This is a genomic window from Kribbella swartbergensis, from assembly GCF_054784135.1.
In genome coordinates this window covers 139,727-153,804 of the sequence record NZ_BAAGPM010000034.1, presented here as the reverse complement: position 1 = coordinate 153,804, position 14,078 = coordinate 139,727, and the positions used below count along the sequence as shown (strand labels likewise).

The 14,078-nt window shown below is 69.3% G+C and carries 10 protein-coding genes; 6 read left to right on the top strand and 4 right to left on the bottom strand.

The window, feature by feature from the left end; genetic code table 11:
* Positions 1-107: 107 nt before the first annotated feature.
* On the top strand, positions 108-1,130 hold the full coding sequence (locus tag ACYVOK_RS29840; protein WP_460665901.1) for a LacI family DNA-binding transcriptional regulator: 1,023 nt from the start codon (positions 108-110) through the stop codon (positions 1,128-1,130).
* A 36-nt stretch (positions 1,131-1,166) separates the two neighbouring features.
* Here the strand turns inward: ACYVOK_RS29840 and ACYVOK_RS29835 are convergent, their stop codons facing one another.
* The 3 genes from ACYVOK_RS29835 to soxR all read right to left on the bottom strand — a co-directional run bounded on the left by ACYVOK_RS29835 (position 1,167) and on the right by soxR (position 4,422).
* Positions 1,167-2,948 (bottom strand): exo-alpha-sialidase, encoded by a 1,782-nt coding sequence (locus ACYVOK_RS29835; RefSeq protein ID WP_460665900.1) that lies wholly within the window; start codon positions 2,946-2,948, stop codon positions 1,167-1,169.
* 141 nt (positions 2,949-3,089) lie between these two features.
* A complete protein-coding gene (gene snpA, locus ACYVOK_RS29830; protein WP_460665899.1) occupies positions 3,090-3,767 on the bottom strand; it encodes a snapalysin in 678 nt (225 codons plus the stop codon).
* 181 nt (positions 3,768-3,948) lie between these two features.
* Positions 3,949-4,422 (bottom strand): redox-sensitive transcriptional activator SoxR, encoded by a 474-nt coding sequence (gene soxR / locus ACYVOK_RS29825; RefSeq protein ID WP_460665898.1) that lies wholly within the window; start codon positions 4,420-4,422, stop codon positions 3,949-3,951.
* Positions 4,423-4,779: 357 nt separating this feature from the next.
* On the opposite strand from soxR, the gene ACYVOK_RS29820 reads away from it, so the two are divergent.
* A complete protein-coding gene (locus tag ACYVOK_RS29820; protein WP_460665897.1) occupies positions 4,780-6,807 on the top strand; it encodes a DEAD/DEAH box helicase in 2,028 nt (675 codons plus the stop codon).
* Between the two features lie 51 nt (positions 6,808-6,858).
* On the opposite strand, the gene ACYVOK_RS29815 is transcribed toward ACYVOK_RS29820, so the two are convergent.
* A complete protein-coding gene (locus tag ACYVOK_RS29815) occupies positions 6,859-7,947 on the bottom strand; it encodes an aminotransferase class V-fold PLP-dependent enzyme (protein ID WP_460665896.1) in 1,089 nt (362 codons plus the stop codon).
* Between the two features lie 148 nt (positions 7,948-8,095).
* On the opposite strand from ACYVOK_RS29815, the gene ACYVOK_RS29810 reads away from it, so the two are divergent.
* Genes ACYVOK_RS29810 through ACYVOK_RS29795 form a run of 4 tightly spaced genes read left to right on the top strand, consistent with a single transcriptional unit; the run spans position 8,096 to position 14,076 of the window.
* Positions 8,096-10,855: a penicillin acylase family protein gene (locus tag ACYVOK_RS29810; RefSeq protein WP_460665895.1), complete on the top strand. Its 2,760-nt coding sequence runs from the start codon at positions 8,096-8,098 to the stop codon at positions 10,853-10,855.
* Between the two features lie 44 nt (positions 10,856-10,899).
* Complete coding sequence (locus ACYVOK_RS29805) at positions 10,900-11,481, top strand: YbjQ family protein (RefSeq protein WP_460665894.1); 582 nt, start codon at positions 10,900-10,902, stop codon at positions 11,479-11,481.
* On the top strand, positions 11,471-12,835 hold the full coding sequence (locus ACYVOK_RS29800; RefSeq protein WP_460665893.1) for a GH1 family beta-glucosidase: 1,365 nt from the start codon (positions 11,471-11,473) through the stop codon (positions 12,833-12,835). The genes ACYVOK_RS29805 and ACYVOK_RS29800 overlap by 11 nt, the downstream gene beginning before the upstream one ends.
* Positions 12,832-14,076 carry an MFS transporter gene (locus ACYVOK_RS29795; RefSeq protein ID WP_460665892.1) on the top strand — a complete coding sequence of 415 codons (1,245 nt, stop codon included), beginning with the start codon at positions 12,832-12,834 and terminating at the stop codon, positions 14,074-14,076. Before ACYVOK_RS29800 ends, ACYVOK_RS29795 begins: the two co-directional genes overlap by 4 nt.
* Positions 14,077-14,078: the final 2 nt, after the last annotated feature.

The following is a 14,078-nucleotide window of genomic DNA, read 5'->3' as shown; positions in this document are numbered from 1 at the left end:
CCCATACTGTTCACGTTCTGGACAGATCCGCGCAGAAAACCGTCCGCCTGCAAGTTCTTGCAGGATCTTGCTGCAACGTCAACGGGTGGCTGGGTACAGTGCCCCGCGTGAGCAGCAGAGCACGGCTGGCGGACATCGCGGCCAAGGCGGGGGTGAGCGAGGCGACGGTCTCGCGGGTGCTGAACGGCAAGCCGGGGGTGGCCGAGGAGACCAAACAGTCGGTCCTCACCGCGCTCGACGTTCTGGGGTTCGAGCGGCCGACGCGGTTGCGCCGCCGGTCGGCCGGGCTGATCGGCCTGGTGATGCCGGAGTTGATCAACCCGATCTTCCCGGCGTTCGCCCAGGTGATCGAGTCGGCGTTGTCGCAGCGCGGGTTCACCCCGGTGCTGTGCACGCAGTCCCCGTCCGGCGCGACCGAGGACGAGTACGTCGAGATGCTGCTGGAGCGCGGCGTCTCCGGGATCATCTTCGTCTCCGGCCTGCACGCCGACACCGGCGCCGACCACGCCCGCTACCAGTCGCTGGTGGACCGGCGGCTACCGGTGGTGTTCGTGAACGGCTGGCTGCCCGGGATCGAGGCGCCGTTCGTGTCGTCGGACGAGTACGCCGCGATGGAGCTGGCCGTGGCGCACCTGGTTGCGCTCGGCCACCGGCGGATCGGCTTCGCCTCCGGGCCCGAACGCTTCATCGTCGTCCAGCGGAAACTGGCCGGTTACCGCACCTCGATGAAGGCGCAGCTCGGCCTGTCCGACGAGGAGCTCGACCCGTTGGTTGCCTTGAGCATGTTCGGCGTCGAGGGCGGGGCCGCCGCCGCTCAGCAGTTGCTCGACGCCGGCGTCAGCGCGGTCATCTGCGGCTCGGACATGATGGCCCTCGGCGTCATCCGCGCCGCCCGGCAGCGCGGCCTGTCCGTCCCCGGTGACATCTCGGTGGTCGGGTACGACGACGCCCCGATGATGGAGTTCACCGACCCGCCGCTCACCACGATCCGCCAACCCGTCCAGCCGATGGGGCTCGCCGCAGTCCAGTCCCTCCTCGAGGAGGTCCGCGGCCACACCACACCCCACACCGAGTTCCTCTTCCGCCCCGAACTGGTGGTCCGCGGCTCGACCGGCCCGGCCCGCCAGTAGCGGCTGCTACCGGACCGGTCTCGGCGCGGCGTCCGGCTAGAACGGATATCTGAGTTGCAGACCGGCCGGAGTGGTGGTGTTCGTGGCGTGGATGGTGGAGATCTCGGTGGGGGTCAGGGCCCGGTTGTAGAGGCGGACGTCGTCGAGCGAGCCGCGCAGGTGTTGTCTGCCGTCGAGGCGTTGGCCGAGGTGGATCTGGAAGGGACGTTTGGGGCTGACCGATCCGATCGTGCCGACCGCGGAGGCGGCCGCGGCCCCGTCGATGTAGATGGTGAAGGTCGAGCCCTGCCGGCGCAGCGCGAAGTGATGCCAGGCCCGGTCGTTGTAGGCCCTGGTGGTGGCGACGGTGACCGCGGTCTCGCCGCTCTGGGCGAGTGCGCGGATCCGGTTGGCGGCCGGCTCGGCGCGCAACCACAGCTGGGAATAGACATCGCCCTGGTTGTATGCCCACAGCAACGGTTGGTCCGCGGTGCTGTCGCCGTACCTGAACCATCCCGTCCAGGTGAAGTCCCCGCTGCTGACGGCCAGCTTCTCGGCGAACGGCAGTTGCACGTAGTCGTCCACGCCGTCCAACGACACCGCCTGACCAAACCTTCCTGCTACCGACGCAGGTCCACCCCGTAGATACCCGTGCAGTTGGTTGCCTGAGGTATCCGGTGTGGTCGGTACGCCGCTCGTGTTGCCGTCCGGTAACCCCAGATCAGCCTCGGTGAACGTCGTGAACCAGATGTAGCCGTGCGACCAGTTGACCGCGCGTTCATACGCAAGGGCGACGATATTGCGGTCGAGCAACGTCATGTCCGTGTATGCCGCCATGCCGCCGTAAATCACCGTGCCGCCTTGAGGATCGACCCACTCCGTGCCGCCCTTGTACGTCGACCGGATGGTGAGGTTCTCCCGGGTGGTGCCTTGCCGGGTCGGCGCGGCGAGCAGGATGCGGTTGTAGCGGTCACCCTGGTCGGTGGCTCGCAGGGCCAGCGTCGACGCCTGAACTGTCGGCACCGCGAGACTCTTCTCCGCGGCTCCGGCCTGGAATCCGGTGGAGAAGCTCTGGCCGGCGTCGAACGACATCGCCGACGCGACGGTCGACGTACTGGTGCCGTTCTCGTCCCGGGCGAAGGCGAACAGCGATCCGTCCGGCCGTTCGACGACGGACAACTCCTGCACTCGCAGCTCGGGGTCGGCCGAGTGGTCGTACGCACCGAGGGCCCAGGTCTGGCCGCCGTCGTCGCTGTGGACCAGGGCGCCGCCTTTCAGGTCTCCGTCGGTGGTCGTGTAATGCGTCCCGACCAGGAGGCGGCCGGCGTGCGCGCCGCGCAACAACTGGATGCCGTGCGTCGGCCCGGTGGCGTATCCCCTCCAGCCTGGCAGCTTCACGCTGCTGGTGATTTCCCGGGGTGCGCTCCAGTTCTGCCCGTTGTCGTCGCTGTGCTGCGCCCACACGGTGTTGTACTGCCGGGTCGTCAGCAGCACGATCCGCCCGGTCCGCGCGTCGACGACCGGAGCCGGGTTGTGCGCCGTCGCATCCACACCCGCGTGCACGACGGTCGGCGTACTCCAGGTGGCTCCGCGATCCGTCGAGCGGACCATCACCACGTCGTGGGTGCCGGTGTCGCCGCAGGTCGGCTTGCGTCCCTCCGCGAACAGCACCAACGACCCGTCCGGCGCGGTCACCAGGGCCGGAATCCGGAAGCAGGTGTACCCGTTCGTCCCGGGCGCGAGGATCGCCTTCCCCTCCAGACCTGCCGCGTACGCCGTCGACGTCAGGCAGGCCGTAACCAGAAGCAATACTGCGACCACTATCCGTAGAAGCCTCACGCTTCCAGTCTCGCCGTGTCACCCGCCCCACGCGGGCTTTCCCGGCGAGTCGTAGTACGTCCTATGTCTGAGTGTGGAAAAGCTCCGGCCCGGGACCGTCCCCTGCCGGGCGGTTCCGGGCCGGAGGGCCCTGGGGGATTGCTACTTGTTGCTGAAAGCGGCCTTCGCGGCCGAGGCGATGCCGTTGGCCCACAGTTGGTCGACGCGGGCGCGTTCCTTGGCGTCCGGGTAGGCGTTGGTGCAGGACGGGCCGGGGCCGCCGCCCGACATCAGTTCGGAGCAGGGGCCGGAGTAGTGATCCGGCAGGCCGAGGACGTGACCGGTCTCGTGGGCGGTGATCCGGGTCGGGTCGTACTGCCGCGACTGGGCGTAGTCCAGGAAGATGTAGCCGCGGCCATGACCGTCGGTCGACGCGTACGAACCGCGCGGGTCGTTGCCCTCGGTGTAGTAGAAGTCGTAGCTGCTGCCCTCGACCAGGCGGACGTTGCCGACCGAGGAGTTCCAGATCGAAGTACTCGAGTTGATCTGGGAGCGGAACGACGGCGCGTCGACGGCGTACGTGACGGTGACGGCGGCAGCGTTCTTGCCGGCCTTGGCCTGCTGGGCCTGCTTGGCGCGCGCTGACTTCATCACGGCCTCGTAGAACGCCTTGGTGGCGGCCTGGTCCTGCGGCGAACCTGTGTACGCGGCGCGGGTCGCGGAGGTGGACGCGGACGGGGCTGCCGGCGCGGGCGCGGGGGACGCGGCGGCGAAGCTGGGGACGGCCAGTGCGGCGGCGGCGAGCCCTACGAGCGACGGCAGGATACGGCGATGCGACATGGGAGAGCCTCACTCCGGATCGGTGGCGGAAAGCGACCAGCGGATCACTGTTCGCTACCCGCCGGATGCTGCCAACAGTCCGGAGGTTCCGCACCGGATCGGCCGAAACTCGGGGGTTATCCCGCGTTCCGCGGCCGCCGTTCTATGCCGCTCATAACCCGCCGCCTATGGCGGGCGGAGGTCAGTCGCCGGGGATGCCGACGTTGAGGATGCGGGCGCCGGGGCCGCGTTCGGCCAACCGGTCGTTCTTGTTGTAGAGGTTGCAGCGCTGCAGGCTCAGACAGCCGCAGCCGATGCAGCCGTCGAGGTCGTCGCGCAGCCGCTCGAGCTCGGCGATCCGCTCGTCGAGCCGGCTGCGCCACGACTTCGATAACCGGCTCCAGTCGGCGCGGGTCGGCGTGCGGTCGTCGGGCAGGGAGTCCAGCGCGCTCCTGATCTCGGCCAGCGCCAGCCCGACCCGCTGGGCCGCCTGGATGAACGCGATCCGCCGCAACGTGCTCCGCTGGTACTGCCGCTGGTTCCCGGCTGTCCGCCGCGACCGGATCAGGCCCTGGTCCTCGTAGAAACGCAGCGCCGACGCGGCGACTCCGGACCGATGGGCGATCTCCCCGATGGACAGCCAGTGCTCCTTGCTCGGGACGTTCTCCTCCGCCATACCGCCAACCCTAGGCCGGTCGGCCAAGAACTCAACCTCACTTGAACTACTGAGATGCATGCCACTGCGCCAGGTGGTCTGGTCGGGTCCGGAGTGGTCGGGACAGCGGTCGCGGTCGGGTATACTTTTTCGGTGTCGGTGCGCGCGTCGCGTCACCAGAGATTTTCCCAGGCGCTCCGACCCGTCGGTTTCAGCATCCGGCTGAAGGTCCCCGGCGACATGGGTGCAACGCGATAGCACCCGCAGGTCGATGCCCGTCTCCTGCTCAGCACGTCCTGTCCGGTCACGTCCGTGGCCGGCATTTCCGTGCGGTTGCGATCCGGTCAGTCGTCCGTGACGTTGAGAGAGAGTTTTTGCGTGACCCAGCAACACCCGGAGAACAATCACCCTGCCGACGGCAACCAGGCCGACAGCCGGATGAAGAAGCCACGGCACAAGAAGTTCCAGAACCAGTCGTACGGCGAGCGGATGGCATCGTCGGCGCGCGACGACGACCGCACCCGGGACGAGCGTCCGCGCTACGACGGTGCTCGTGACGACCGTCGCGACGACAACCGCCCGGTGAAGGGCTACCGCGCCGACCGCGCCACCCAGCCGCGCCGGCCGTCCGACGACCGCGCGAGCTATCGCCGCGACGACCGGCCCGCGTTCGACCGTGGCCGCGACGACCGGCCCCGGTTCGAGGACCGTGCCCGCGACGAGCGGCCGCGCTTCGACGGCGGCGGCCGGGACGACAAGCCGCGGTTCCGGACCGAGCGTTCGTCGTACGGCGACCGGTCGCGGCCCGAGCGTTCGTCGTTCGAGCGTCGTGAGGAACGGCCGTCGTTCGAGCGCCGGGACGAGCGTTCGTCGTACCAGCGCCGGGACGACCGGCCGGCGTACCAGCGCCGGGACGAGCGGCCCGCGTTCGACCGCGGCCGGGACGACCGGCCGGCGAACAACCGGCGCGACGAGCGCCCGGCGTACCAGGACAAGCCGCGGTTCGAGCGCCGGGACGAGCGGACGCCGTTCCAGCAGAAGCGGCCGGAGGAGCCGGTGGACCTCGGCACCGTTGCCCCGGACAACCAGTTCGCCGCGCTCGGTCTGGCGCCTCGGCTGGTGCAGCGGCTGGCCCGGGACGGGATCACCACGCCGTTCCCGATCCAGACCGCGACCATCCCGGACGCGCTGGCCGGCAAGGACGTGCTCGGCCGCGGCCAGACCGGTTCGGGCAAGACGCTCGGTTTCGGCCTGCCGACGCTGACCCGGCTGGCCGGCGGCCGGACCGAGTCGCGCCGTCCGCGCGGCGTGGTCCTGGTCCCGACGCGTGAGCTGGCCATGCAGGTGCACGACGCGCTCGAGCCGCTCGCGCACGTGATGAACGTGTCGCTGAAGCTGATCGCCGGCGGCCTGCCGTACCCGAAGCAGATCGACGCGCTCCGTCGTGGCGTCGACCTCCTGATCGCCACGCCCGGCCGCCTGATCGACCTGTGTGAGCAGGGCGCGGCCGACCTCGGCGCGGTGGAGATCACCGTCCTCGACGAGGCCGACCACATGTGCGACATGGGCTTCATGCCGGCGGTCACCACGCTGCTCGACATGACCCCGGCCGAGGGACAGCGGCTGCTGTTCTCGGCGACGCTGGACAACGACGTCGACAAGATCGTGAAGACGTACCTGAAGGACCCGGTCCAGCACTCGACCGAGTCCGGCCAGGCCTCGGTCAGCACGATGGAGCATCATCTGCTGGTGATCGAGCCGGCGCACAAGCAGTCGCTGACGGCCGAGCTGGCCAGCCGCGACGGCCGGACGATCGTGTTCGTCCGCACCAAGCTCGGCGCCGACCGGGTCGCCACCCAGCTGCGGGATCGCGGTGTGATGGCCGCGGCACTGCACGGCGGCCTGACCCAGGGCGCGCGGAACCGGACGCTGGACCAGTTCAAGGACGGTTCGGTTCCGGTGCTGGTGGCAACGGATGTCGCAGCGCGCGGGATCCACGTCGACGATGTCGGTCTGGTGGTCCAGGCCGACCCGGCGGCCGACCACAAGGACTACCTGCACCGGGCCGGTCGTACGGCCCGGGCCGGTGGCAAGGGCGCGGTCGTCACCCTCGTGCTGCCGCACCAGCGGCGCGGGATGATCCGGCTGGCCGAGTCCGCGGGTGTCAACGCCTCGCCGGTGCGGGTCCGTCCGGGTGACGAGCTGGTGACCGAGCTGACCGGTGGCAACACGCCGTCCGGGTACCCGGTGAAGCTGCCGGCGCCGAAGTCGCCGCGGTTCGGCAAGGGCGGCGGCAAGCGGTTCGGCAGCAGCCGTCCGGGGCGTGGGTACGACGCCCGCGGCGGCAGCGGTCCGCGCCGGGGCAACGGCCCTCGCCGTACCGACAGCAAGTCGTACCAGCACTGAGCGATCAGAGGCCCTGGTTCTCCTGTACCACAAGGAGAACCAGGGCCTTTGTCATGTCAGGATCGCCCAGAGCCGGGCGAGTACGGCGGAGATCTCCGCGCTGCTCAGCGGGATGAGCTCGAAGACCAGTTCGTTGTCGTCGACGCGGTCCGTCATCACATAGATCGAGGGTGAGCCGGCCTCCAGTTCGGTGGCGAGGCGCTTGGCGTCCGGCACCGTCAGTACGGCGCGCGACACCTGCAGCCCGGTGGGGTCTGGCTCGACCTGCGCCGAGACTCCGGGAATCTTGCCCGCGGCCTCGGCGAACGCGACGACCTTCGCCAGTTCGTCCGCCTCCCACTTGACCCGATCGAAGGCCTGCCACTGCTCGAGCGCCGCCAGGACGCCGATCACGGCCTCTTTGGTCGGCTTCATCACCCGGCCGATGCCCTTCTCCTGCGCCCGGACGGACTGCACCAGCGGCCAGCTGCCCGCGACCAGGCCGGCGGTGGGGGAGCCGAGGTACTTCTGCCCGCTGACCAGGACGAGGTCCGCGCCGGTGGCCAGCAGGTCCGCGATCCGCGGGAACTGGGCGGCGCCGTCGATGATCGCCGGCACGCCCCGGCGATGGGCGGCCCGCACGGCCGCGACCAGGTCGATCGGCTCGCCCCGGGTCAGCCGGGACGAGACGAGAAACAGGCAGGCGATGTCCGGTCCGTCCAGCTCCTGCTCCAGATCGTCAATGCCACAACGGTTTTCGTCACCCGCCAGGTCGACATGGGCGCCCGCCAGCCGGATGCCCTGCAGGTTGGTGTGGCCGTAGTCGACGACGTGGTTGGCCGGCAGCACGACCCGGTTGTGCATGTCCGTGGTGTCCGGCAGGGCCGCGATCCGGCGCGGATCGCCGCCGGTCATGGTGGCCGCGACCGAGAGTGTGATGCCGGCGGCGGTGCAGTGGACGACGGCCCCGGCCTGGGCGCCGGTGACGTGGGCGATCGCCTCGCTCGCCCGGTCGCCCAGCTCGTCCATGACGAAGAACTCGGGCAACGCCTGGGCGACGGCCTCCGCCACCCCGTGGGAACTCCTGGACACCCCGAGCGGGGTGTACGTCCCCTTGGCATTGATCACCACACTCAATCGGTACCGATCGTGGATGCTCATGGTGGTGCTCACAGTAATGGTCACGGACAGTGGTTGGCGAGACTCCGTCGGGTCCTGAATCGGCCAGATCTTGACCCCAACCTACTGGTGAGTCATTCTCAGTTTTCAGTACTCCCCTGCCGTCCTGGTCGCGTCTCGAGGAGGATCCGTGCAGCTCCGCCCCGCTCACCGAACCATCCGTACGACGATCGCGGCGGCCATCGCCACGGCTACCGTCACCGCCGTCCTCGCCGCTGTGCCGGCACCGACCCAGGCGAAGCCCGAGACGGCGGCGCCGGCACCGGCGGACTATTGCCTCGGGCAATGTGACGACATTTTGCCGCCTGGTCAGAACGGGAACGCGACCTTCACCGATCTCCTTCTTTTCAAGGCTTTGGGGACCCGGCCGGCCCATTTCAGCGACACGCTGAAACCGTACGAGAACCTGGTCTGGAACTCCCGAGGCATCACCGACGACCGACTCGGCGCCTACTTCGACGACGCGTCGTTCGGAGTGAAGGCCGGTGACGTCGGGAGCACGGTCAAGCCCCGCGCGGACGTCACCATCGTGCGGGACAAGTCGCGCGGCATCCCGCACATCACCGGCACCACACGGCAGGGCGTGATGTTCGGCGCCGGGTACGCCGGGGCACAGGACCGGCTGTTCGTGATGGACGTGTTCCGGCACCTCGGCCGCGGCCAGTTGACCCCGTTCGCGGGTGGCGCGCCGGCGAACCGGGCGTTCGAGCAGGAGTTCTGGCGCACCGCGCCGTACACGGAAGCCGACCTGCAGCAGCAGTTCGACGACGCCGACGAGCGGTACGGCGCCGACGGCGTGAAGATGCAGCAGGACATCCGGGCCTGGGTCGACGGGGTCAACCACTACATCAACACGGTCGGCCTCGCGTATCCCGGTGAGTACGTCGCACTCGGCCTGGACTGGCCGACGCCGCAGTGGAAGGTCACAGACGTGGTCGCCACCGCGGCCGTGGTCGCGGGCATCTTCGGCACCGGCGGCGGACACGAGGTCACCTCGGCCCTGGCGTTGCTCGAGGCGCAGGCGAAGTACGGCGTTGCCCAGGGCACCAAGGTGTGGGAGTCGTTCCGGTCGCAGAACGATCCGGAGGCGAACACCACCGTCCACAACGGCGCGACCTTCCCGTACGGCGTGACCGGTCCGAACCCGGCCGGCCGCGCCCTGCCGGACCGCGGCTCTGTCACTCCGGAGCCGCAGGTGATCAACCAGACCGTCAGGAGCGCCGCGAGCAAGCCGGCGCCCAAACATGCGGAGGCGCTGCGCGGCGTCTTCGACAACGGCGTCTTCCCCGAGGGCTTCGGCGAGAAGGGCATGTCGAACGCGCTGCTCGTTTCCGGTCAGCACACCGTGAGCGGCAACCCGATCGCCGTCTACGGTCCGCAGACCGGCTATTTCGCGCCGCAGCTTCTCCTCCGGCAGGAGCTCCAAGGTCCGGGCGTCAGCACCCGCGGTGTCGCCTTCGCCGGGTTGAACTTCTACACCCTCATCGGCCGCGGTCCCGACTACTCCTGGAGCGCGACGTCGGCCGGGCAGGACATCACCGACACCTTCGCCGTACCGCTGTGCGAGCCCGGCGGCGCGACGCCGACGAAGAACTCGCAGTACTACGAGTTCCGCGGCCAGTGCGTGCCGATCGAGCGGCTCGAGCGGCACAACGAGTGGTACGCCAGCCTCGGCTCGTCCGAGCCGGCCGGGTCGTACACATTGGTTGCCCTGCGCACCAAATACGGCATCGTCACGCATCGCGGCACGGTCGGCGGGCGGCCGGTGCTGTTCACCAGGAACCGCTCGACCTATGGCAACGAGGCCGGTTCGGCTCTCGGCTTCATGCAGTTCAACGACCCGGACAAGATCCGCTCGGCCGCCGACTTCCAGCGGGCGGCGCACAACATCGGCTACACGTTCAACTGGTTCTACACGGACAACACGTCGATCGCGTACTTCAACTCCGGTGACAACCCGGTCCGCGCCGCCGGCGGCGACCCGAACCTGCCGACCTGGAGTTCGTACGAGTGGCAGGGCTGGAACCCCGACACCAACCGCGCGACGTACACCCCGGCCGCGCAGCATCCGCAGGTGATCGACCAGGACTACCTGACCAGCTGGAACAACAAGCAGGCGCCCGGGTTCTCCGCGTCCGACGGCCAGTTCGGCTACAACGCCGTCTACCGCAGTCAACCGCTCGACGACCGGATCAAGGCCGTCATCGGCAGCGGGCAGAGGTTCACCCGGGGCAAGTTGGTCGAGGTGATGGAGGACGCCGCCACGGTCGATCTCCGCGGTGACCAGGTGCTGCCTTACCTACTTCGGGTGCTGAAGTCGGCGCCGATCACCGATCCGGCCGTCGCCGACGCGGTCGCCAAGCTGACGGCGTGGCAGGCCGCGGGCAGCCACCGGAAGACACCGAACGCGTCGTCGAGAGCGTACGACCACAGCGAGGCGATCCGGATCCTGGACGCCTGGTGGCCGCTGCTCGTCCCGGCACAGTTCAAGGACCTCGGCCCCGGCCTGTACGGCGCCCTGGTCGCGAACCTGAAGATCGACGAGCGACCGGGTCCGCAGGGTTCGGCGTTCCAGAGCGGATGGTGGGGTTTCGTCCAGCGCGACCTGCGCAAGGTGCTCGGCGATCCGGTCCGGGCAGCGCAGCCGGTCACGTTCTGCGGCAGCGGTTCGCTTGCGGCGTGCCGTGCGGTCCTCACCAACTCGTTGCTCGCGGCAAATAAGATTCCGGCGACGACGACGTACCCGGCCGGTGGAGGCTGCGCTGCCGGCGACCAGTACTGCGCGGACCAGATCGTGCACAACCCGATGGGCGGGATCACGCAGAATCGGATCGCCTGGGTCAACCGACCGACCTACCAACAGGTCATCGAGTTTCCGGCCCGGCGGTGACGACGTGAGCAAGCTGGGTGACAGCGGCCTGTCAGGATGAGGGCATGAACCAGACTTTCCCTCCGAACCCGAACCAGCCGTACCCGCCGCAGCAGGGTTACCAGCAGGGACCGCCGCCCGGTTACGCGCCGCCGCAGCCAGGGTACCAGCAGGGTCCTCCGCCGCAGGGGTACGGGCAGCCCGGGTACGGCCAGGCTCCGGGGAACTACCAGCCGGCACAACAGAGCGCACCACATGTCGCTCCGCAGGGTTCGCCGTACCCGGTGCTGGTCTCGACCATGAACGACCTTCCCGGGTACACCGCGGAGAAGGTGTTCGGCGAGGTCTTCGGGCTGACCGTGCGCAGCCGCGACTTCGGGTCGAACTTCACCGCCGGGTTCCGGTCGCTGGCCGGCGGCGAGGTGCCGGAGTACACCCAGATGCTGGCCGAGTCGCGGCACGTCGCGGTGATGCGGATGTGCCAGATGGCGCAGCAGATGGGCGCGAACGCGATCCTCGCGATGCGGTTCGACTGCAACGAGATCGCCAACACGATGAGCGAGGTGGCCGCGTACGGGACGGCGGTCATCGTCCGCAAGAACGAGCCGAAGCCCGTTCCCGGCGAGGATGATGCGCATGACGGCTGACCTGGTGTTCGGCCCCGGTTTCCGGTGGGGGGTGTCGACGTCGGCGTACCAGATCGAAGGTGCCGTTGCCGAGGGCGGCCGCGGCCGGTCGACCTGGGACACATTCTGCGCCGAGCCGGGCCGGATCCTGAACGGCGACACCGGCGCGGTGGCCTGCGACCACTACCACCGGTACGCCGAGGACGTCGCGCTGATGCGGGACCTCGGGGTCGACACCTACCGGTTCTCGTTCGCGTGGCCCCGGATCCAGCCGTCCGGCACCGGCCCGGGGAACGCGGCCGGGCTGGACTTCTACGACCGGCTGATCGACACGCTGCTGGGCGCCGGCATCCAGCCGGCGCCGACGCTGTACCACTGGGACACACCGCAGCCGCTGGAGGACGCGGGCGGGTGGCTGGACCGCTCGATCACCGACCGCTTCGCCGACTATGCGAGCATCCTGGCCGCGCGGTTCGCCGACCGGGTGCCGATGTGGATCACCATCAACGAGCCGATGGTGCTCACTCTGATGGGCTATGCGCTCGGCGCGCACGCACCCGGTCGGGAGCTCATGTTCGACGCGCTCCCGGTCGCCCATCACCAGTTGCTGGCACACGGGCGCGCGGTGCAGGCATTGCGCGCCGCCGGTGCGTCGAACATCGGGATCGCCGGCAATCACGCGCCGACCTGGCCGGCCAGCGACAGCGTCGAGGACAAGGAAGCGGCCGGTCTCTACGACAACCTGATCAACTGGCTGTTCGCCGATCCGGTGTTGCTCGGCAGCTATCCGTCCGGCTTCGGGGAGGCGATGCCCGGGCCGGTTGCGGACGACCTGGCTGTCATCAGTGAGCCGTTGGACTTCTTCGGGATCAATCACTACGCGCCGGCGTCGGTGGGGGCCGCGACGGGTCAGGCCGACACGGCCGCGACCGATGGGATCCCGCTGCCGCCGGGGTTGCCGTTCGAGCCGCGGACGCTGGAAGGCTACCCGCGGACCGGCTTCGGGTGGCCGATCGTGCCGTCGGCGTTCGGCGAGATCCTGCGCAGCTTCAAGGACCGGTACGGCGACCGGCTGCCACCGATCTACATCACCGAGAACGGGTGCTCGTTCGACGACGAGCCGGTCGGCGGGGTGGTCGCGGATCAGCGGCGCATCGACTATCTCGACGGCTATCTGCGGTCGCTGCGGCAGGCGATGGACGACGGGGTCGACGTCCGCGGGTACTTCCAGTGGTCGTTGCTGGACAACTTCGAGTGGGCGGCCGGGTACTCCCAGCGGTTCGGGCTGGTGCACGTCGACTTCGAGACCCAGGTGCGGACGCCGAAAGCGTCGTACCACTGGTTCCGTGACGTGATCGCGCAGAGCCGGGGATGATTCCCGAACCCGGCGTGGTGCCGACGGCTTTCGCGGAGCCGGTGGTCCGGGTCCGGTCGCGGTGGACGGCGGCCGTCGTGCTGGCGAACGTCGGGGTGTTCGCGGCCTGGCTGGGTCCGATCCAGGTGCTGTTGGCGAAGCAGTCCGAAGTGGTTGCTCCAGGCAACAAGGAGTTCGTCTTCGGGCTGGTGACGGGCATCGGCGCGGCCGTGTCGGTGGTGGCGAACCCGGTGGCCGGTGCGCTGTCCGACCGTACGACGTCGCGCTTCGGGCGGCGGGTCCCTTGGGTGCTCGCCGGGGCCGTGGGCGGGGCGGTCGGGTTGCTGGTGCTCGCCGGCGTGGCGTCCGTGGTGTGGATGCTGGTCGGGTGGTGCCTGGTGCAGTTGTTCGGGAACGCGTTGCTGGCGGCAATCACCGCAGCCGTCCCGGACCGGGTGCCGACGCACCAGCGCGGTGCTGTCGGTGGATGGGTGGCGTTGTCGCAGGTCCTTGGTGCCCTGGTCGGAACTGGGCTTGCCACGGTGGTTGGTGGTATCGGCGCCGGGTACGTCGCCTGTGCGGTCTTCCTGGTGTTGTCGGCGCTGCCGTATCTACGGCTCAGCGGCGACGAGCGGCTCGTCTCGCGGCCGCCGCTGGTCCCGCGCGACTTCATCCGCGGTTTCTGGATCAGCCCGCGCCGGTACCCGGATTTCGGCTGGGGCTGGCTGACGCGGTTTCTCTTCAACGTCGGCAACGCACTCGGCACGCTGTACCTCTTCTTCTACCTGCAGGACGAGGTCCGCGTCGACGAGCCCGACACCGCCGTACTGATCCTGACCGCGATCTACAGCGTGTGCGTCCTCGTCACGTCGGTGGTTTTCGGCACGTGGTCCGACCGGATCGCCCGCCGCAAGGTGTTCGTCACCCTGTCCGGCGTGGTGATGGCGGTCGCCGGCGTCGTACTGGCCGTCTGGCCCACCTGGCCGGGCGCCGTCCTCGGCGCGATCGTCCTCGGCGCCGGGTTCGGCGTCTACCTCTCCGTCGACTTCGCCCTGCTCACCCAGATCCTCCCGAACGCCCGCGACCGCGCCAAGGACCTCGGCGTCATCAACGTCGCCAACTCCCTGCCCCAGGTCTTCGCCCCCGCGATAGCCGCCCCCATCGTCAAACACCTCGGCGGCTACCCCACCCTCTACCTCCTCGCCGCCACCATCACCCTCCTGGCCGGCCTCCTGGTCCGCCAAATCCGCACAGTCGCCTAGTC

Bases quoted from the DNA above. Each gene is read 5' to 3' on its own strand.
- ACYVOK_RS29795 (WP_460665892.1), top strand. From the start codon at position 12,832: ATGATTCCCGAACCCGGCGTGGTGCCGACGGCTTTCGCGGAGCCGGTG.
- snpA (WP_460665899.1), bottom strand. From the start codon at position 3,767: ATGTCGCATCGCCGTATCCTGCCGTCGCTCGTAGGGCTCGCCGCCGCC.
- ACYVOK_RS29815 (WP_460665896.1), bottom strand. From the start codon at position 7,947: ATGAGCATCCACGATCGGTACCGATTGAGTGTGGTGATCAATGCCAAG.
- ACYVOK_RS29800 (WP_460665893.1), top strand. From the start codon at position 11,471: ATGACGGCTGACCTGGTGTTCGGCCCCGGTTTCCGGTGGGGGGTGTCG.
- ACYVOK_RS29805 (WP_460665894.1), top strand. From the start codon at position 10,900: ATGAACCAGACTTTCCCTCCGAACCCGAACCAGCCGTACCCGCCGCAG.
- soxR (WP_460665898.1), bottom strand. From the start codon at position 4,422: ATGGCGGAGGAGAACGTCCCGAGCAAGGAGCACTGGCTGTCCATCGGG.